The 18,562-nt window shown below is 47.8% G+C and carries 12 protein-coding genes, 13 tRNA genes, 4 rRNA genes and 1 pseudogene; 3 read left to right on the top strand and 27 right to left on the bottom strand.

The window, feature by feature from the left end:
• Nucleotides 1-305: 305 nt before the first annotated feature.
• The 19 genes from ASL14_RS16015 to ASL14_RS15925 form a co-directional block, all read right to left on the bottom strand.
• Nucleotides 306-376 (bottom strand) — tRNA-Gly (locus tag ASL14_RS16015).
• A gap of 9 nt (nucleotides 377-385) precedes the next feature.
• Nucleotides 386-459: transfer RNA gene (locus ASL14_RS16010), tRNA-Pro, on the bottom strand.
• Between the two features lie 18 nt (nucleotides 460-477).
• Nucleotides 478-554: transfer RNA gene (locus ASL14_RS16005), tRNA-Arg, on the bottom strand.
• 5 nt (nucleotides 555-559) lie between these two features.
• Nucleotides 560-634, bottom strand: a tRNA-Gly gene (locus ASL14_RS16000).
• Nucleotides 635-644: 10 nt separating this feature from the next.
• Nucleotides 645-725 (bottom strand) — tRNA-Leu (locus ASL14_RS15995).
• A gap of 11 nt (nucleotides 726-736) precedes the next feature.
• Nucleotides 737-812 (bottom strand) — tRNA-Lys (locus ASL14_RS15990).
• Between the two features lie 4 nt (nucleotides 813-816).
• Nucleotides 817-891, bottom strand: a tRNA-Gln gene (locus ASL14_RS15985).
• Nucleotides 892-946: 55 nt separating this feature from the next.
• Nucleotides 947-1,022 (bottom strand) — tRNA-Val (locus tag ASL14_RS15980).
• Nucleotides 1,023-1,033: 11 nt separating this feature from the next.
• A tRNA-Glu gene (locus tag ASL14_RS15975) sits at nucleotides 1,034-1,105 on the bottom strand.
• 8 nt (nucleotides 1,106-1,113) lie between these two features.
• Nucleotides 1,114-1,186, bottom strand: a tRNA-Thr gene (locus ASL14_RS15970).
• 5 nt (nucleotides 1,187-1,191) lie between these two features.
• Nucleotides 1,192-1,264 (bottom strand) — tRNA-Asn (locus ASL14_RS15965).
• Between the two features lie 19 nt (nucleotides 1,265-1,283).
• Nucleotides 1,284-1,400: ribosomal RNA gene (gene rrf / locus ASL14_RS15960) — 5S ribosomal RNA — on the bottom strand.
• A gap of 105 nt (nucleotides 1,401-1,505) precedes the next feature.
• Nucleotides 1,506-4,433: ribosomal RNA gene (locus ASL14_RS15955) — 23S ribosomal RNA — on the bottom strand.
• A gap of 265 nt (nucleotides 4,434-4,698) precedes the next feature.
• Nucleotides 4,699-4,774 (bottom strand) — tRNA-Ala (locus tag ASL14_RS15950).
• Nucleotides 4,775-4,795: 21 nt separating this feature from the next.
• Nucleotides 4,796-4,872, bottom strand: a tRNA-Ile gene (locus ASL14_RS15945).
• A 38-nt stretch (nucleotides 4,873-4,910) separates the two neighbouring features.
• A 5S ribosomal RNA gene (gene rrf, locus ASL14_RS15940) occupies nucleotides 4,911-5,027 on the bottom strand.
• A 118-nt stretch (nucleotides 5,028-5,145) separates the two neighbouring features.
• Nucleotides 5,146-6,703 (bottom strand): 16S ribosomal RNA (locus tag ASL14_RS15935).
• Together the 16S, 23S and 5S rRNA genes with 13 tRNA genes alongside form the textbook arrangement of a ribosomal RNA operon.
• Nucleotides 6,704-7,119: 416 nt before the next feature.
• Nucleotides 7,120-7,350, bottom strand: coding sequence for a hypothetical protein (locus ASL14_RS15930; RefSeq protein ID WP_013312131.1), 231 nt, complete (start codon nucleotides 7,348-7,350; stop codon nucleotides 7,120-7,122).
• 194 nt (nucleotides 7,351-7,544) lie between these two features.
• Nucleotides 7,545-8,159 carry a stage II sporulation protein M gene (locus ASL14_RS15925; protein WP_134912341.1) on the bottom strand — a complete coding sequence of 205 codons (615 nt, stop codon included), beginning with the start codon at nucleotides 8,157-8,159 and terminating at the stop codon, nucleotides 7,545-7,547.
• A 92-nt stretch (nucleotides 8,160-8,251) separates the two neighbouring features.
• Here ASL14_RS15925 and pdaB point away from each other — a divergent pair, with 92 nt between their 5' ends.
• Together pdaB and gerD are read left to right on the top strand one after the other, a co-directional pair.
• Complete coding sequence (pdaB, locus tag ASL14_RS15920) at nucleotides 8,252-9,037, top strand: polysaccharide deacetylase family sporulation protein PdaB (RefSeq protein WP_134912339.1); 786 nt, start codon at nucleotides 8,252-8,254, stop codon at nucleotides 9,035-9,037.
• Nucleotides 9,038-9,143: 106 nt separating this feature from the next.
• Nucleotides 9,144-9,875: a spore germination lipoprotein GerD gene (gerD, locus tag ASL14_RS15915; protein ID WP_134912337.1), complete on the top strand. Its 732-nt coding sequence runs from the start codon at nucleotides 9,144-9,146 to the stop codon at nucleotides 9,873-9,875.
• 34 nt (nucleotides 9,876-9,909) lie between these two features.
• Here the strand turns inward: gerD and ASL14_RS15910 are convergent, their stop codons facing one another.
• The 4 genes from ASL14_RS15910 to ASL14_RS15895 all read right to left on the bottom strand — a co-directional run bounded on the left by ASL14_RS15910 (nucleotide 9,910) and on the right by ASL14_RS15895 (nucleotide 13,836).
• Nucleotides 9,910-11,016, bottom strand: coding sequence for an Mrp/NBP35 family ATP-binding protein (locus ASL14_RS15910; RefSeq protein WP_134912335.1), 1,107 nt, complete (start codon nucleotides 11,014-11,016; stop codon nucleotides 9,910-9,912).
• Between the two features lie 60 nt (nucleotides 11,017-11,076).
• A complete protein-coding gene (gene cwlD, locus ASL14_RS15905; protein ID WP_134912333.1) occupies nucleotides 11,077-11,853 on the bottom strand; it encodes an N-acetylmuramoyl-L-alanine amidase CwlD in 777 nt (258 codons plus the stop codon).
• Between the two features lie 69 nt (nucleotides 11,854-11,922).
• Entirely contained in the window at nucleotides 11,923-13,092 is a 1,170-nt protein-coding gene (sat, locus tag ASL14_RS15900) for a sulfate adenylyltransferase (protein ID WP_134912330.1), read from the bottom strand.
• 51 nt (nucleotides 13,093-13,143) lie between these two features.
• Nucleotides 13,144-13,836: a phosphoadenylyl-sulfate reductase gene (locus ASL14_RS15895; protein ID WP_134912328.1), complete on the bottom strand. Its 693-nt coding sequence runs from the start codon at nucleotides 13,834-13,836 to the stop codon at nucleotides 13,144-13,146.
• 310 nt (nucleotides 13,837-14,146) lie between these two features.
• On the opposite strand from ASL14_RS15895, the pseudogene ASL14_RS15890 reads away from it, so the two are divergent.
• Nucleotides 14,147-15,846: pseudogene (locus ASL14_RS15890) on the top strand (NAD-dependent malic enzyme).
• A gap of 365 nt (nucleotides 15,847-16,211) precedes the next feature.
• Here ASL14_RS15890 and rpsI read toward each other — a convergent pair.
• The 4 genes from rpsI to rplQ all read right to left on the bottom strand — a co-directional run bounded on the left by rpsI (nucleotide 16,212) and on the right by rplQ (nucleotide 18,547).
• Nucleotides 16,212-16,604: a 30S ribosomal protein S9 gene (rpsI, locus tag ASL14_RS15885; protein ID WP_134912326.1), complete on the bottom strand. Its 393-nt coding sequence runs from the start codon at nucleotides 16,602-16,604 to the stop codon at nucleotides 16,212-16,214.
• A gap of 20 nt (nucleotides 16,605-16,624) precedes the next feature.
• On the bottom strand, nucleotides 16,625-17,062 hold the full coding sequence (gene rplM / locus ASL14_RS15880) for a 50S ribosomal protein L13 (RefSeq protein ID WP_134912324.1): 438 nt from the start codon (nucleotides 17,060-17,062) through the stop codon (nucleotides 16,625-16,627).
• Between the two features lie 183 nt (nucleotides 17,063-17,245).
• The gene (truA, locus tag ASL14_RS15875) at nucleotides 17,246-18,031 is read right to left on the bottom strand and encodes a tRNA pseudouridine(38-40) synthase TruA (protein WP_025685927.1); all 786 of its coding nucleotides are present in this window, start codon (nucleotides 18,029-18,031) and stop codon (nucleotides 17,246-17,248) included.
• A gap of 150 nt (nucleotides 18,032-18,181) precedes the next feature.
• The gene (gene rplQ / locus ASL14_RS15870) at nucleotides 18,182-18,547 is read right to left on the bottom strand and encodes a 50S ribosomal protein L17 (protein ID WP_013312143.1); all 366 of its coding nucleotides are present in this window, start codon (nucleotides 18,545-18,547) and stop codon (nucleotides 18,182-18,184) included.
• Nucleotides 18,548-18,562: the final 15 nt, after the last annotated feature.

Here is an 18,562-nt window from a genome sequence, read left to right as displayed (position 1 = left end):
AATACATTGTGTACAACTACGTACAGCAGCCTTAGAGTTATCACCATGCAACCGTATCGTTAACGGTCATAGGATTCCTATATTGAAGGGATTTGATCACGAAATTAGCCTTACTACAGGAGAAAGGGATACATTAGAGGGGGAATTCGGGATCTGGGTGTTAAAATACCTGGAGCCTATGTACAATATGCACAAGTCATCCCCAACTGTGCATGACAGGAGATTTTCGCAGTAACCTATACACAGAGAACGTTTATAATGTGGACAAAATAAAAAGAAGCCTCTCGGCTTCTAGGTAATCAGTAAGCGGGTGATGGGAATCGAACCCACGCTATCAGCTTGGAAGGCTGAAGTTCTACCATTGAACTACACCCGCAAATTAGTATCGGGATGACACGATTTGAACATGCGACCCCCTGGTCCCAAACCAGGTGCTCTACCAAGCTGAGCTACATCCCGACATATAATTTTAAAAAATGGCGCGCCCTGAGAGATTCGAACTCCCGGCCTTTTGATTCGTAGTCAAACGCTCTATCCAGCTGAGCTAAGGGCGCAAATATGGAGCGGACGACGGGAATCGAACCCGCGACCCTCGCCTTGGCAAGGCGATGCTCTACCGCTGAGCCACGTCCGCAAAAACAAGATGCGCGTGGAGGGACTTGAACCCCCACGTCAAAGACGCTAGATCCTAAGTCTAGTGCGTCTGCCAATTCCGCCACACGCGCATGTAATACAATGGTGAGCCATGAAGGACTCGAACCTTCGACACCCTGATTAAAAGTCAGGTGCTCTACCAACTGAGCTAATGGCTCTTAATGGCTGGGGATATAGGATTTGAACCTATGCATGACGGAGTCAAAGTCCGTTGCCTTACCGCTTGGCTAATCCCCAATATGCATATGATTCACAATTCCCCAACATTTCAACCAGGTAAGAGGATGAAATATGGTGGAGGCTGAGGGGCTCGAACCCCCGACCCTCTGCTTGTAAGGCAGATGCTCTCCCAGCTGAGCTAAGCCTCCATACTATCCTATGACCCGTAGGGGAATCGAACCCCTGTTACCTCCGTGAAAGGGAGGTGTCTTAACCGCTTGACCAACGGGCCCTAACACAAGCTCTCAACCGGGTTCGAACCGGTGACCTCATCCTTACCATGGATGCACTCTACCTGCTGAGCTATGAGAGCAAAGGCTCCCCGAACAGGACTCGAACCTGTGACAACTCGATTAACAGTCGAGTGCTCTACCAACTGAGCTATCAGGGAATAGTAATCATAAGGATTTGCTTGGCGACGTCCTACTCTCCCAGGACCCTGCGGTCCAAGTACCATCGGCGCTGGAGGGCTTAACGGTCGTGTTCGGGATGGGTACGTGTGGAACCCCTCCGCTATCGCCACCAAACATGAATTCACATCGTAAATTCGCCTATACGTATGTATCTTCTACATACCTTCAAGGTGTTACACCCTGAAAACTGGATCCGAAACTCCATTGCATTTTATTCTTTAGGATAAGCCCTCGACCGATTAGTATTGGTCAGCTCCATGCATTACTGCACTTCCACCCCCAACCTATCTACCTCGTCGTCTTCAAGGGGTCTTACATACTGGGAAATCTCATCTTGAGGGGGGCTTCACGCTTAGATGCTTTCAGCGCTTATCCCTTCCGTACATAGCTACCCAGCGGTGCTCCTGGCGGAACAACTGGTACACCAGCGGTACGTCCATCCCGGTCCTCTCGTACTAAGGACAGCTCCTCTCAAATTTCCTACGCCCACGACAGATAGGGACCGAACTGTCTCACGACGTTCTGAACCCAGCTCGCGTACCGCTTTAATGGGCGAACAGCCCAACCCTTGGGACCTACTTCAGCCCCAGGATGCGATGAGCCGACATCGAGGTGCCAAACCTCCCCGTCGATGTGGACTCTTGGGGGAGATAAGCCTGTTATCCCCAGGGTAGCTTTTATCCGTTGAGCGATGGCCCTTCCATGCGGTACCACCGGATCACTAAGCCCGACTTTCGTCCCTGCTCGACTTGTAGGTCTCGCAGTCAAGCTCCCTTCTGCCTTTGCACTCTTCGAATGATTTCCAACCATTCTGAGGGAACCTTGGGGCGCCTCCGTTACTCTTTAGGAGGCGACCGCCCCAGTCAAACTGCCCACCTGACACTGTCCTCGTACCGGATCACGGTACCAAGTTAGAACCTAGATACGATCAGGGTGGTATCCCAAGGATGCCTCCTCTCAAGCTGGCGCTCAAGTCTCTTAGGCTCCCACCTATCCTGTACAGATCGTACCCAAATTCAATATCAAGCTGCAGTAAAGCTCCATGGGGTCTTTCCGTCTTGTCGCGGGTAACCTGCATCTTCACAGGTATTAAAATTTCACCGGATCTCTCGTTGAGACAGCGCCCAAGTCGTTACGCCATTCGTGCGGGTCAGAATTTACCTGACAAGGAATTTCGCTACCTTAGGACCGTTATAGTTACGGCCGCCGTTTACTGGGGCTTCGGTTCATAGCTTCGCCCCGAAGGACTAACCACTCCCCTTAACCTTCCAGCACCGGGCAGGCGTCAGCCCGTATACTTCGCCTTGCGGCTTCGCACAGACCTGTGTTTTTGCTAAACAGTCGCTTGGGCCTTTTCACTGCGGCCCCCTCGGGCTATTCACCCTACCGAGGCACCCCTTCTCCCGAAGTTACGGGGTCATTTTGCCGAGTTCCTTAACGAGAGTTCTTCCGCGCGCCTTAGAATTCTCTTCTCGCCTACCTGTGTCGGTTTGCGGTACGGGCACCTTCTCCTGGCTAGAGGCTTTTCTTGGCAGTCTGAGATCATGACCTTCGCTACTGTAATTTTCGCTCCCCATCACAGCCCAGCCTTACGATGTGCGGATTTGCCTACACACCAGCCTCACTGCTTAGACGGACATCCATCAGTCCGCGTCACTACCCTACTGCGTCACCCCATTGCTCATAACGGATTACGGTGGTACAGGAATTTCGACCTGTTGTCCTTCGACTACGCCTATCGGCCTCGCCTTAGGTCCCGACTTACCCTGAGCGGACGAACCTTCCTCAGGAACCCTTAGGCTTTCGGCGGATCTGATTCTCACAGATCTTTTCGTTACTCATACCGGCATTCTCACTTGAATGCAGTCCAGCGCTCCTTACGGTACACCTTCAACCCGCATTCAACGCTCCCCTACCCCTGATGCATAGCATCAAGCCATAGCTTCGGTGGCGTGTTTAGCCCCGTTACATTTTCGGCGCAGAGTCACTCGACCAGTGAGCTATTACGCACTCTTTCAATGGTGGCTGCTTCTAAGCCAACATCCTGGTTGTCTGTGCAACTCCACATCCTTTCCCACTTAACACACACTTGGGGACCTTAGCTGATGGTCTGGGCTGTTTCCCTTTCGACAATGGATCTTAGCACTCACTGTCTGACTCCCGGAACTAAGTCTATGGCATTCGGAGTTTGACTGAGCTTGGTAACCCTTGCGGGCCCCGCACCCAATCAGTGCTCTACCTCCACGACTCTCTTTTCCGAGGCTAGCCCTAAAGCTATTTCGGGGAGAACCAGCTATCTCCGGGTTCGATTGGAATTTCTCCGCTACCCCCACCTCATCCCCGCATTTTTCAACATGCGTGGGTTCGGGCCTCCAGTGCGTGTTACCGCACCTTCACCCTGGACAGGGGTAGATCACCCGGTTTCGGGTCTACGTCCACGTACTCATTCGCCCTATTCAGACTCGCTTTCGCTGCGGCTTCAGCTCTTCACCTTAACCTTGCACGGGAACGTAACTCGCCGGTTCATTCTACAAAAGGCACGCCATCACCCATACATAGGGCTCTGACTTCTTGTAAGCACACGGTTTCAGGATCTATTTCACTCCCCTTCCGGGGTGCTTTTCACCTTTCCCTCACGGTACTGCTTCACTATCGGTCGCCAGGGAGTATTTAGCCTTGGCAGATGGTCCTGCCGGATTCATACGGGGTTTCACGTGCCCCGCACTACTCGGGATCCGTCTCGGAGGGAACAGGTTTTGAATTACAGGGCTTTTACCTTCTCTGGCGGGCCTTTCCAGACCTCTTCATCTAACCGGTTCCTTTGTAACTCCATGTGAGACGTCCCACAACCCCAAGGAGCAAGCTCCTTGGTTTGGGCTAATCCGCGTTCGCTCGCCGCTACTGACGGAATCACTATTGTTTTCTCTTCCTCAGGGTACTTAGATGTTTCAGTTCCCCTGGTATGCCTCTGTTCTGCCTATGTATTCAGCAGAAAGTGACTGTCGATGAAGACAGCCGGGTTTCCCCATTCGGACATCCCCGGATCAAAGCTTGCTTACAGCTCCCCGAGGCTTTATCGTTGTTCGCCACGTCCTTCGTCGGCTCCTGGCGCCTAGGCATCCTCCGTGTGCTCTTTGTAGCTTAACCTAGACTTTTCTTTCACAGAAAGAAAATATCAATGTTCGATAAAGAATGATGTTTGCCAAAGGCAAAATATCTTTCCTTACCTGCTACCTTTATTTCACTTGTTTACACAAGATCAGCGTAAAGGAATATTCTAAAACGCAATTTCGTTTCGGTATCCAGTTTTCAAGGTGCAATACAGTTCCATCGAAACTGTAACCTGTGTGATTATCAGCCCAACTCCGAAGAGTAGATGATCATCATGCAGTTTTTTTGATGAAGTTGTAATTGGTGGAGCCAAGCGGGATCGAACCGCTGACCTCCTGCTTGCAAGGCAGGCGCTCTCCCAGCTGAGCTATGGCCCCATAAGGTGATATAAAGTTATATGGTGGGCCCTAGTGGACTCGAACCACCGACCTCACCCTTATCAGGGGTGCGCTCTAACCAGCTGAGCTAAGGGCCCATAATAAACCACCAAAGAAGTTCTTCTTTAGTGGTTGCGCTTGGCGACGTCCTACTCTCCCAGGACCCTGCGGTCCAAGTACCATCGGCGCTGGAGGGCTTAACGGTCGTGTTCGGGATGGGTACGTGTGGAACCCCTCCGCTATCGCCACCAAACGTTTGAGAGTTTGAACTCTCAAAACTGAGCAACGAGTGAGTAACAGGCCTAAACCTGAGTTTTGAAGCTTACGCTTCATATTTGAATGTTTCCGTTGCAGGAAACGATTCTCCATAGAAAGGAGGTGATCCAGCCGCACCTTCCGATACGGCTACCTTGTTACGACTTCACCCCAATCATCTACCCCACCTTCGGCGGCTGGCTCCCTTGCGGGTTACCCCACCGACTTCGGGTGTTGTAAACTCTCGTGGTGTGACGGGCGGTGTGTACAAGACCCGGGAACGTATTCACCGCGGCATGCTGATCCGCGATTACTAGCAATTCCGACTTCATGCAGGCGAGTTGCAGCCTGCAATCCGAACTGAGACCGGCTTTTCTAGGATTCGCTCCAGATCGCTCTTTCGCTTCCCGTTGTACCGGCCATTGTAGTACGTGTGTAGCCCAGGTCATAAGGGGCATGATGATTTGACGTCATCCCCACCTTCCTCCGGTTTGTCACCGGCAGTCTGCTTAGAGTGCCCAGCTTGACCTGCTGGCAACTAAGCATAAGGGTTGCGCTCGTTGCGGGACTTAACCCAACATCTCACGACACGAGCTGACGACAACCATGCACCACCTGTCTCCCCTGTCCCGAAGGAAAGATCTATCTCTAGACCGGTCAGGGGGATGTCAAGACCTGGTAAGGTTCTTCGCGTTGCTTCGAATTAAACCACATACTCCACTGCTTGTGCGGGTCCCCGTCAATTCCTTTGAGTTTCAGTCTTGCGACCGTACTCCCCAGGCGGAATGCTTAATGTGTTAACTTCGGCACCAAGGGTATCGAAACCCCTAACACCTAGCATTCATCGTTTACGGCGTGGACTACCAGGGTATCTAATCCTGTTTGCTCCCCACGCTTTCGCGCCTCAGCGTCAGTTACAGCCCAGAGAGTCGCCTTCGCCACTGGTGTTCCTCCACATATCTACGCATTTCACCGCTACACGTGGAATTCCACTCTCCTCTTCTGCACTCAAGCTCCCCAGTTTCCAGTGCGACCCGAAGTTGAGCCTCGGGATTAAACACCAGACTTAAAGAGCCGCCTGCGCGCGCTTTACGCCCAATAATTCCGGACAACGCTTGCCCCCTACGTATTACCGCGGCTGCTGGCACGTAGTTAGCCGGGGCTTTCTTCTCAGGTACCGTCACTCTTGTAGCAGTTACTCTACAAGACGTTCTTCCCTGGCAACAGAGCTTTACGATCCGAAAACCTTCATCACTCACGCGGCGTTGCTCCGTCAGGCTTTCGCCCATTGCGGAAGATTCCCTACTGCTGCCTCCCGTAGGAGTCTGGGCCGTGTCTCAGTCCCAGTGTGGCCGATCACCCTCTCAGGTCGGCTACGCATCGTCGCCTTGGTAGGCCTTTACCCCACCAACTAGCTAATGCGCCGCAGGCCCATCCATCAGTGACAGATTGCTCCGTCTTTCCTCCCCTCCCCATGCAGGGAAAGGATGTATCCGGTATTAGCTACCGTTTCCGGTAGTTATCCCAGTCTGATAGGCAGGTTGCCTACGTGTTACTCACCCGTCCGCCGCTAGGTTGTTGTAGAAGCAAGCTTCTACAACAACCCCGCTCGACTTGCATGTATTAGGCACGCCGCCAGCGTTCGTCCTGAGCCAGGATCAAACTCTCCATTAAAGACCAACCGAAGTTGGTATATAGAAAGAGCGATATGCTCATTTTGAAACTGACGAGATAAAATATCTCTTTTTGCTCCAGTTCCGTTCAGCCTTGCAGCATGTCCGAAACCTTCGCGGTTCACTCACTCGTTGTTCAGTTTTCAAAGATCAAACCTGCATTATGTCTTGCTGTCGTTCTCGCTTTGTTTCATCACCGCGTTTCAGTGGCGACCTTTATAATATATCATTACTTTGTGAGATTTGCAAGAGTTTTTTTTAATTTCTTTTTTTCGAGCAAATTCCTCAAAAAGGAACGAAAATTAATTTACCATGAATCCTAAATAGAGTCAACACTTATTTTGATATCAGTAAGTATAAACTTCTTAAGGGTTAACTTCCTAATATCTCTGATTTTATAATTGGCTCTTATATCTTTTATTGTTTGGTTTGGGGAACGCGCCCTCTGCGGGCATATTTGGATAGTTCCTTGGCGGGTGCAAAGCGGGCATACATGCGGAAAACTGTTTTATACCGAAGCGCTATCGCATAACGAATATCCTGATCCAATCGGGTATCGCTCATATCAAGCAGCATTTCATCAAGTTCCTTACGAAGAACATAATCCAGTTCCTTGCATTCTTTTTCGTTAAACAGCATTCCCAGCATATGACCATACTCCCTTATCAGCTTATTATATAGTGCTTATATTCGTTCAACTATTGTTCCAGTCTTTACCTGTTTTTAAACTCAACTGCTAAGGTTTCAAACTTATTCCGATTTAATTCCATGTTTTCTCTTTGGGCTCTCCCCTTTGTTATGTTCAATTTTCAGGAAAAATATAAATAACCGACCATAATATTTTAATGTGACAATAAACGATACGTTATCCCACTCTCGATTGCAGCAGCAATAAGCAGCAGAACAATGGACCATATAGACACCCTCAACGTCTGTTTCATAAACGACTCCCATGTTTGGGCAAGCCCTTTTCGTTTCAACCCTATGCCTGCACCGATCGAGGACATCACCTGCCCCCCAAACTTCAAACCGAAAGCACAGGCGATAATTAAAACAGGTAATTCAATTACACCATGCGGAAGCAGTCCTTTTACAATAACCTCATACAAGCTTCTGCCCGTATCCGCCTGTAAGTGTACGACAAACCCCAGAACCATCCCATTCATAATCAAAAATACAAACGGTACGATTCCAAATAAAGCCCCTACAAATATAACCAGCACACACTTGATAGCATTATTGAAAAAGATAAACACAAAAAAACTCCATTGAGGATGTTCAGTCTGCTGCAAACGCTGAGCCACTTCCCCCAATCCTGACAATTGTTGAGCCAATATAGATTGAATAGCCCCTGTACTTAACCAGCCCACCACAATACTTATGCAAAACAGAAATGCGGAAACTAAAATCAACCGTCTTGTCGTGTGTAAATCATGTAGAAATGCTTTTAATCCCATCAGATCGGTCCCTCCTGTTAGTCCAATGGCATAATTGACAACCCCAGGCATAGCTTTAAGTAAACAAGCACTTCTATGATGAAAGGGGCGTTATTAACCATGAATTCTTTTTTTATGTACTGAATGGCAAAAAAATTAAACGGTTCTTTATCGTAGCAGCGGCGGCCATTTTCGCTATTGGGGTCATTTATGTAGAAACTGATAATGTCACCGTTTTTTCCGAGGAATTACCAGCGGCTATTTATAGTGTACCCACAGACAAAAAGCTGATCGCTCTTACCTTTGACATTAGTTGGGGAGATAAGCGTACTGAACCCATCCTAAAGGTTCTTCAGGACAAAAAAGTGAACAAATCCACCTTCTTTCTTTCCTCACCATGGAGCAAAACACACCCGGAGCTTGTGAATCAGATAAAAGATCGTGGATATGAGATCGGCAGCCATGGACATAAACATGAAAATTACAGCAGTCTAAGTGATGAGGACATTCGTAAGCAGATTTCAACAGCCCACACCACGTTGACCGAGCTGACCGGGCAGTCGCCGAAGTTGATCCGTATGCCTAATGGTGATTTCGACAAAAGGGTTCTTCAGGTCGCCAGCACTTTAGGCTACAAAACAATCCAGTGGGACACTGATTCTTTAGATTGGAAAAACCCAGGTACTCAGGTCATTATTGACCGTGTTGTGAAAAAAGCACATCCCGGTGACATTGTTCTTCTGCATGCCAGTGATTCCTGTAAACAAACTCATGAAGCGCTGCCCGTCATTATCGACAAATTGCGTGCGCAAGGTTATGAATTTGTAACTGTATCCGAACTGCTTCAACAGGGAACAGTAAAAGGCAAAGAGGTTCGTGATCAGGCCCTGAGTCTTTAAGGAGTTATTTTACAACGTTCTCAACAAAAAACCAAAATTCAGACAACATATTTCACCTCATCCAATCGCATACTATCCACATTCATGATGAAGGAGGAATACGGCCATGAATTGGACTCGTTTGCGATTAGTCAGCATGATATGCGTACTGGGCGTTGCGCTAACTGGCTGTGGTTCGGACCAGAGCTCGGCGCCTCCCCAGAACAGCTATAAAGAAATGAAAACGATGGTTGTCGATATTTTAAAAAGCGATGACGGGAAAAAAGCAGTGGAGGAAGCTTTGACCGGGGAAAGCAGCTCATCGAAAGATGGACAATCAGGTCAAGGCAGCGAAGGAGGTGGATCTGGCGGAGGCTCCGGCGGCAGTATGGGAATGAAAATGATTATGCCCACACAGTCAGCAGAACAGATGAAGATCGCAGTCAAGGATACTCTGGTTTCTCCGGAATACAAAAAGGAAATCGAGAAAATTATGACTGATCCGCGCTTTGCTGGTGAGTTCGCCAAGGCCATCAACAGCCAAAGCAAGCAACTCCATATGCAGCTCATTAAAGACCCTTCTTATCAAAAATCTATTGAGGCGATGCTCAAATCGCCAGAACTGACCAAAATGTATATGGACTTAACTAAAACCCCTGAATACCGCAAACAATCTATGACGGTCATGCACGATGCGATGCAGAATCCAATTTTCCGACTTGAGGTCATGAATTTACTCAAAACTGTCGTACAGGAAGAGCTACAACCCAAGGTTGAGAAAAAAAGTGGTCAGGACGGAACAAGCGGTGCAAAACAAGATGGCGGTGGTGGTGACAGCGGAGGACAAGGAGGTCAATAATAAAAAGGCTGGTTCAGGAACCAGCCTTTTTTTCTTATTCAGATTCGGCGTGCAACGTCGTAATTTGAGTGGCGATGTCGTTGTAGATCGCTCCCGTTGCCGATTCGGATTTATATACAGATGGTGAAAAATCCGCCTCTGCCGGATGATTATCCGGAATACCCAGTGGAATTTGCGCCAGCAGCTTTGTATGAAGAGTGTCCGCCAGCATAGCCCCACCCCCACGGCCGAAAACATAGTCCTTCTCTCCGGTAGAAGATACATAATAGGACATGTTTTCCACAACGCCAATAACCTTATGATCCGTTTGGAGCGCCATTGCTCCTGCACGGGCGGCCACAAAGGCTGCGGTTGCATGAGGAGTAGTCACAATGATTTCTTCACTCTGCGGGATCATCTGGTGTACATCAAGCGCTACATCCCCGGTTCCCGGCGGTAAATCAAGAATCATATAGTCCAGCTTGCCCCATTCCACATCGCTAAAAAACTGTCTGAGCATTCTTCCCAGCATGGGTCCTCTCCAGATCACGGGGTTGTTCTCCCTGACAAAAAAGCCCATAGACATAATCTTGATACCGAATCGCTCCACCGGTTGAATAATACCATCTTCTACGGTAGGAACGTCCTCGACCCCGATCATATCCGGTACGCTAAATCCATAAATGTCCGCATCAATCAAACCTACACGTTTGCCCTGTCTAGCCAAGGCAGCCGCTAGATTTACAGCCACCGTCGATTTTCCGACACCGCCTTTTCCGCTGGCAATGGCGATAAACCGTACGCCAGATGCCGGATTCAGCAGCTCATGTTCTTCCATACCAGCAGCATGTCCCTTGGTCAAAACCGGGTCAGCCGCTTCCTCCGCATTCTCTCCCGTCTGAATGGCGGATCTTTCATGCTCAGACGCTTCACGAATACGAATATGAATATGGTTCAGCCCCGCTTCTTCCAACGTCTGCCTGATTTCCCGCTCCAGCTCTGCCCGTGCTCCTTCCTCCGGATTCAGACTAATCGCGGTCAAGGATACACGATCCTCTTTAATAACAACATCCCGAATAAAATGAAGATCGACCAAACGATGACCTGTATGAGGCTCTCGTACCTGTTGAAGTAACTCTATAACTTGCTCTCTGGATTGCATGAATAATCAGCACCTCTGCTTCAGTGAATTTACGTAGTTGTAAACACTTACAGTATACCACTATCTGACCTCAGGTGCTGACGAGACTCCCTTTTCCCCAGCGCTATAACGCAGCACTCCCTTATAAATCGCTGCTGCCACCTGTCTCTGATAGGTTTCATCACTCAGTCGTCTGGCTTCCTCCGGATGGGACAAAAAGCCGACTTCTACGAGAGCTGATGGCATTTTGAGAGCCTTGAGTAAATATACCGTGTTCACCGTCTTGGCCACTCTGTCTGTGTTCTCCAGGTTGCGTTTAATCTCCTCCTGAATGAGGGAGGCCAAATTTTCGTTATCCGCATGATTAGGGACGTAAAAGGTTTGGGCTCCACTCCAGCGGCTCGACGGGATGCTGTTCATGTGAATACTTAAAAAGAGATCCGCTTTATGCTCCTCAATCATGCGTACACGCTGCTTCAGATCCTCCGTTTTTCTTTTAGCATAGCCCTTGGTTTCTTGCTGCGCCAAATCACGGTCAGCCTCCCGGGTCATGACGACAACGGCCCCTGCTTGCTGCAAATAATCTCGCAAATAAAAGGCAATCGCCAGATTAATGTCCTTCTCAATGACGCCTTCCTTGCTGACAGCCCCCCCATCTGGTCCTCCATGTCCTGCATCTATGGCAATTACTTTACCGTTAAGTGGAAGACTCCAATGGGTCCAGGCTTTCGAAGCAGGTATCTCATATAAAGCCAGCATGATAAACAGAACGGCGAGACAGCAGCCCAGCAGTATTTTTTTCAGCGTCCGATAGCGAATCCACAGTGTAACCTCGTGTTTACGATTGTTTTTTTGCATAACAAAACGCCTCCGTCCCTATACAGATACTAATGATCTATATGGGACGAGGCGTGTAAATAGTACAACTCAGGAATGAACAAATTCTTTCATACCTTCAATCAACACTTGGGCGACTTCTGGTCGTGTAAATTCAGGTGGCGGGCAAACCCCTGAACGTAACAATTCCCGCACTTTGGTGCCTGAAAGCGTCAAATGATGTTCCTTGGGATGAGGGCAAGTTTTGCTAGAGGCCATATTTCCACATCGGGTACAATAAAAGCTGTGTTCGAAGAACAACGGGGTAATCTCCAGTTCCTCAGGTGTGAAGTTTTTGAAAATATCCTGAGCTTCGTACGTACCGTAGTAGTCTCCTACACCCGCATGGTCCCTTCCTACAATAAAATGGGTACACCCGTAGTTCTTCCGTACAATGGCATGAAAAATAGCCTCTCTCGGGCCAGCATATCGCATAGCAGCAGGAAACACGCCCAAAAAGGTACGGTCAGCCGGATAATAGTTGTCCAGCAGCACCAGATAGCTCTTCATACGCACATCTGCCGGAACGTCATCTGACTTGGTTTCACCCACGAGCGGATTCAGAAATAACGCATCGACAATCTCCATCGCGCTTTTTTGGATGTACTCATGCGCCCGGTGTACGGGATTACGTGTTTGGAATCCGACTACTGTTTTCCAGCCTTTTTCAGCAAAATGATTGCGTGTCTGCGCCGGTGTGTAATAAAACTCACCAAATTGCGCGGGTTCTGGCCGATTCAGCACCTGCACAGATCCCCCTACATAAGTAGCTGGTCGTTCCAAAAGTTTTTTAACGCCAGGATGCGCCGGATCATTTGTCTTGAATACACGTCTGGCCTCCTCTGCCTGATCAACCTGATATATACTCTCAATATCAAGTACAGCATATATGGTACTGTCCGTTTCACCCACTAAAGCGACCTGTTGACCCAATGTAAGTTCCCCGGCTATGATCTCCGTAACCGCAAGCGTAATGGGGATACTCCAGACTGTACCATCGGCAAGACGCATATCCGCTACCACCGACCGATAGTCGGCTTCGTTCATAAACCCTGTCAGCGGAGAAAATGCCCCCACTCCAATCAAATCCAGATCGGAAATAGTCCACGAGTTTACACGGATAGGAAACAATTCACGGGCGGCCTGCAAAAGTGTTTTTTGCTCTGGGCCTGTAATGATTCTATCGACAAGCGTTCCACCATGCGGAAGAATTGCAGCCATAATGCACTTCCTTTCTGTTCATAAATGAGATTGACAGCTACTTGTTTATCGTTATTGATGGAGTCCACATTCCGTTTTCTCACTGCCTGACCAGCGACCAGCACGAGGATCTTCGTCTGGAAGGACTTCACGCGTACATTGCTCACAACCGATGCTGGGATAGTTACGATCATGTAGCGGATTATACAGCACTTTATGTGTATGAATATAGTTCCACACGTCCTCTGATGTCCAGCTCGCCAACGGGTTGAATTTAACGAGACCGAATTTTTCGTCATATTCTATCTTTTTTGCATTTGCACGGGTAGGAGCCTGATCTCGGCGAATGCCGGTAATCCATGCATCGTATTGCGATAAAATACGTGTCAGCGGCTCTACTTTACGTATACCACAGCATGTGTTGGGATCTGATTTCCAAAGCTCTTCTCCATGCTTGGCCGCTTGCTCTTCCGGAGTAATCAAGGGAGATACCCGCACAAAATCCATGTTGTATTTTTCCTTCATCTGATCACGCGTATCGTACGTTTCTTGAAAATGAAAGTCAGTGTCCAAATAAAAAACATCACTGGAGGGACTAATTTTTTGCAGCATATCTACAAGCACTACATCCTCCGCCCCAAAGCTACAAGCAAAGGTAAGATTCGGAAACGTATGAACAGCATACTGAATAATTTCCTCAGGCGTAGCCTCTTCCAGCTCAATTGCCTTAACTTTGATCAACTCTTCTTTCTCCAACAAGTTCATTTTCAATGCGCCTCCATATGAAGATTCATAAATAAATTCCAGCATTCCAATACCGACTAAACTAATAAGAATAAATAAAGTATAAACTTTCATGTGCATTGTCAATCCAAGGGATTGTGTCCTTATGCATACAATCTTTGGCCCTAAAAATGTAGAATCGTTGCCCTGCAAGCATTCTATAACCCTATCCTCCGTATCCGACCAAGTTCATTGACTTTATATAAAATATTCTTATACAATACATTTGGAAATCATCCTAAAGTTACTTGGTAACTAAAAGTAATCAGTCATAGAAAGAAGGTTCGCATGAATGGAAGCTTTTTACGTCAACAAAGACGGTTCGCTCGCTACTCCGCTTAAAGGAAAAGATGTACTCGCCAATCCGCTTTTAAACAAGGATGTCGCCTTTACACCGAATGAACGGAAGGAGTTGGGGCTTGAAGGTATCTGCCTCCGACGGTCCTGACCTTGGAAGAGCAGGCCGAACGTGCGTACAAGCAGTTTCTCGCTCAACCAACCACGCTGCGTAAGAATGCTTCGTTGAATGACTTGTATAATCAGAATGTGGTCTTATACTATCGTCTCCTTACGGATCACCTGAGCGAAATGCTTCCGATTGTCTATACACCAACCGTAGGTCAAGCTATTCAGGAATACAGCCATGAGTATCATCGTCCCGGTGGGGTATATCTTTCCATTAATAATGTGGACGGCATCGCACAGGCTTTTGCCAACACGCAATTGAGCGCTGACGATCTAGACTTAATCGTGGTTACTGACTCCGAAAGCATACTCGGTATCGGGGATTGGGGTGTGGGAGGCATTAACATCGCCATAGGTAAGTTAGCGGTGTATACAGCGGCAGCTGGTATTAATCCGGGGCGTGTGCTACCTGTCGTTTTAGATGTTGGGACGAACAATGAAAAACTGCTACAAGACCCTCTCTACATCGGTAATCGACAACAGCGGGTGCGTGGAGAGCAGTATGACCGTTTTATTGATGCGTTTGTACAGCATACATTGGGACAGTTCCCGAAGGCACTTCTTCATTGGGAAGATATGGGTAATGTTAATGCCCGTAATATTATGGAAAAGTACGGAGAACATATTCTCACGTTTAATGATGACATACAAGGAACGGGTGCGGTTACATTAGCAGCTGTTATTTCGGCGTTAAAAGTGACGGGAATTCCGCTGCAGAAGCAACGTATTCTTATTTTTGGCCCCGGTGCTGCAGGGATTGGAAATGCCGACCAGATTCGAGATGCTATGATGAAGCAAGGACTATCTGAGAAGGAAAGCAGCCAACGTTTTTGGACTTATGATTACCGAGGGCTGTTAACCGAGGGGATGGAGAATATATTCGATTTTCAAAAGCCCTATCTACGTTCCGAAGACGAAGTACGTTCATGGGCACGGTCCGATGACGGTAAAATTACTCTGCTTGAGGTCATTCGTCAGATTAAGCCTACTATACTGATCGGCACCTCAGGTGTCCACGGGGCTTTCTCAGAGAAAATTATAAAAGAAATGGCTAACCACGTTGAACAGCCTATCATTATGCCTATGTCTAACCCTACAGCGCTCGCAGAGGCAATTCCAGAGGATCTGATCCGCTGGACACAAGGTAGGGCGCTTATCGCTACTGGAAGCCCCTTTGAGCCTGTCACCTATGAAGGGACGGTTTATGAGATTGGACAATCGAACAATGCATTTGTGTTCCCTGGATTGGGGCTTGGCGCGATTGCAGTACAGGCCAAGACGATCACCGAAGGCATGTTTACCGCCGCTGCAAATGCTGTGGCTGAGATGGTGGACAACACTAAGCCGGGAAGCGCCCTTTTACCCAGTGTACACAAGCTGAAAGAGGTATCCTTTGCTGTAGCCTTAGCCGTGGCCAAAGCGGCTATACAAGACGGCACAGCCAGTGTCAAACTAGATCATATTGAGCAGTCGCTTCGTGAACTCATGTGGAAACCGAACTATCGACGTGTAACTGCGCTGAGCTAAGGCGATTGTTCGGAAGTATGTTGAGTATTTACTTCGTATCATATTTAGTCACAGGTTATGAACACAACGGGATAAACTGAATTTGAAATAAACAAATACGATTGTGCATAACATAACTGCCTTTGATCACAACGTGGACAACTTCGAGTGTTCGTTGCAATCAAGGCAGTTATTTTGTATCCATATGGCTCTATAGTTCATTCCTACACTTTGCTATCTGGTTACTCGCTGGGTTGAGGATAAATCAAATATTCTAGTCAGGATAGCTGTAGCACTTATCCACATGTGGATATTTTCAAAAAATATTCATAGCAGCAAAAAAAGAACCCTTTCCATAAGGAAAAGGTTCTTCTGTATTCGAAATATTAACGTTTCGAGAACTGTGGTGCACGACGAGCGGCTTTGAGGCCGTATTTTTTACGTTCTTTCATACGTGGATCACGAGTCAAGAAGCCTGCTTTTTTCAAAGCTGGACGGAATTCTGGATCTGCTTTCAGCAGAGCACGGGAAATACCGTGGCGAATTGCGCCGGCTTGACCAGAAATACCACCACCATGAGTAATAACGAGTACGTCATAGTTAGTTACTGTTTCAGTCAGGTTCAATGGTTGTTTTACGATCAGTTTGAGTGTTTCCAAACCGAAATATTCATTAATATCACGCTTGTTGATGACAATGCGTCCTTCACCCGGTACGAGACGAACACGAGCTACCGAATGTTTACGACGACCTGTCCCATAGTATTGTACTTGTGCCATGAAACTGTCCTCCCTTTTAATTATCCGCGAAGTTCGTAAACTTCAGGTTTTTGTGCTGCATGTGGATGCTCTGCGCCTTTGTAAGCTTTAAGTCTAAGCTTCATTTTTTCGCCTTGACGAGTTTTAGGAAGCATACCGTGAACAGCCAGTTCCAGCATACGCTCAGGTTTGTTCTTAACCATGTCTTGTGCAACCGTTACTTTCAGACCACCCGGATGCAGGGAGTGACGGTAGTATTTCTTCTTCTCCATTTTCTTACCAGTCAATACGATTTTCTCCGCATTGATTACAACAACAAAATCACCTGTGTCCACATGTGGTGTAAACTGTGTCTTGTGTTTGCCGCGAATCAACGCAGCCGCTTCGCTTGCCAGACGGCCGAGCGTTTTGCCTTCGGCATCAATGATGTGCCAGTTGCGCTCAACTTCATTTGGCTTCGCCATATACGTAGTACGCATGAAAAGTTTCCTCCTTAAGTTCGTTAACAGAAATCATCATTTATCTTCGTTCGTTAAGTTGCTGCATTATTGATGGATTAGATGTTGTTTGAAAGTGATCGTCTTAATTGGGGCTGTGGGAAAGCCATTAAGAAAACACAACTTTTATATTACAGGATAACCATCAATTCTGCAAGGGTAAAATCAATGTTTTTTGATGTTTTCGTCGTACTCCACATTCCAGAGGGTTAAAGCATGTCCAACAGCCGTAGGACCGGCCTTTGAGCGATTTTTAGCCTCCAAAATGGAAGGAATATCATCCGCCGATTTTTTGCCTTCTCCCACTTCCAGCAAAGTTCCCATAATGATCCGAACCATGTGCTGTAAAAATCCGCTACCTGTAATATAGGTATGGATAATTCCCTGATCATCCGAACCCGGACGTGAAAAGGAATGGTCTACCGTCATATAGGCTTCGTAAATTGTACGGACATGGTTCGTTTTCTGGGAACGTCGGGATGCGAACGATGTATAGTCAAAAGTGCCGATCAAATGGGCCAGCCCTTCCTCCATCGCTCGTATATCCAAACTCGTCGGGTGATGTGCCTGTGTACGACGGTGAAAGATGTCCGGAAATCGGTTCGCATTAATGCTGTACCGATACGTCTTCCGCTTCGCCATACGGCGTGCATGAAAGGACAACGGCACCTCTTTCGCATCCGTAACGATGATATCACGAGGCAGCCAGGCATTGAGTGCCAGACACCAGCGCTGTATCGGGATCGGTGATTCAGTATGAAAATTGAATACCTGTCCATATGCATGTACACCTGCGTCTGTGCGGCCTGAGCCTGTGATTTTTAGACGTTCGCCCGTCAATGAGTAAATAGCATTTTCAAGATAGTCCTGAATGGTATTACCACTGGGCTGCGTCTGAAAGCCATCATAGCGGGTTCCGTCATAGTTCACCTTCATGCACAAGTTCCGCATGTCTCTCACACCTTTGCGGGGTATTCACTGGCCTTATAAGGAATAACCGTACATAACAAAGGAGAAGCCCCTCAAGGACTCCTCCAAGAGAAAAAAAGGGTTGTTCAGAATCAAGCTGATTCTGTCCACCCTTCCCTCATCTTCGCCTGTTTACGCGCGGTCAACCAGTTCCAGATATACCATTGGAGCGGCATCGCCACGACGAGGTCCCAATTTCAGGATACGAGTGTATCCACCTGGACGCTCGGTGTAACGTGTAGCCAATTCGCTAAACAGCTTTTGGATTGCATCCTGCTCACCATCCAAAGTTTCACGGCGAACGAACGCAGCCACTTGACGGCGTGCGTGCAGATCTCCTTTTTTCGCTTTGGTGATCAGTTTTTCAGCAATAGAACGAACTTCTTTCGCTTTAGCCTCAGTAGTTTGGATACGCTCGTACAAGAACAAATCGGTTACCAAATCACGAAACAAAGCTTTACGGGCACTGGAGTTACGGCCCAATTTTTGGTATGCCATGTAGTTTCCCCTCCT

The sequence above is a fragment of the Paenibacillus sp. IHB B 3084 genome (assembly GCF_001447315.1).
In the GTDB taxonomy this organism is placed as follows: domain Bacteria; phylum Bacillota; class Bacilli; order Paenibacillales; family Paenibacillaceae; genus Paenibacillus.
The sequence above is the reverse complement of the archived record's forward strand: the minus strand, read 5'-3'. Positions and strand labels throughout refer to the sequence as shown.

What these genes read in the sequence shown, in the direction of transcription:
- ASL14_RS15925 (WP_134912341.1), bottom strand. Translation starts at nt 8,159, where the DNA reads ATGGGATTAAAAGCATTTCTACATGATTTACACACGACAAGACGGTTG.
- truA (WP_025685927.1), bottom strand. Translation starts at nt 18,031, where the DNA reads ATGCGGAACTTGTGCATGAAGGTGAACTATGACGGAACCCGCTATGAT.
- cwlD (WP_134912333.1), bottom strand. Translation starts at nt 11,853, where the DNA reads ATGCAAAAAAACAATCGTAAACACGAGGTTACACTGTGGATTCGCTAT.
- ASL14_RS15930 (WP_013312131.1), bottom strand. Translation starts at nt 7,350, where the DNA reads ATGCTGGGAATGCTGTTTAACGAAAAAGAATGCAAGGAACTGGATTAT.
- gerD (WP_134912337.1), top strand. Translation starts at nt 9,144, where the DNA reads ATGAATTGGACTCGTTTGCGATTAGTCAGCATGATATGCGTACTGGGC.
- rplQ (WP_013312143.1), bottom strand. Translation starts at nt 18,547, where the DNA reads ATGGCATACCAAAAATTGGGCCGTAACTCCAGTGCCCGTAAAGCTTTG.
- rpsI (WP_134912326.1), bottom strand. Translation starts at nt 16,604, where the DNA reads ATGGCACAAGTACAATACTATGGGACAGGTCGTCGTAAACATTCGGTA.
- sat (WP_134912330.1), bottom strand. Translation starts at nt 13,092, where the DNA reads ATGGCTGCAATTCTTCCGCATGGTGGAACGCTTGTCGATAGAATCATT.
- ASL14_RS15895 (WP_134912328.1), bottom strand. Translation starts at nt 13,836, where the DNA reads ATGAACTTGTTGGAGAAAGAAGAGTTGATCAAAGTTAAGGCAATTGAG.
- rplM (WP_134912324.1), bottom strand. Translation starts at nt 17,062, where the DNA reads ATGCGTACTACGTATATGGCGAAGCCAAATGAAGTTGAGCGCAACTGG.
- ASL14_RS15910 (WP_134912335.1), bottom strand. Translation starts at nt 11,016, where the DNA reads ATGCAATCCAGAGAGCAAGTTATAGAGTTACTTCAACAGGTACGAGAG.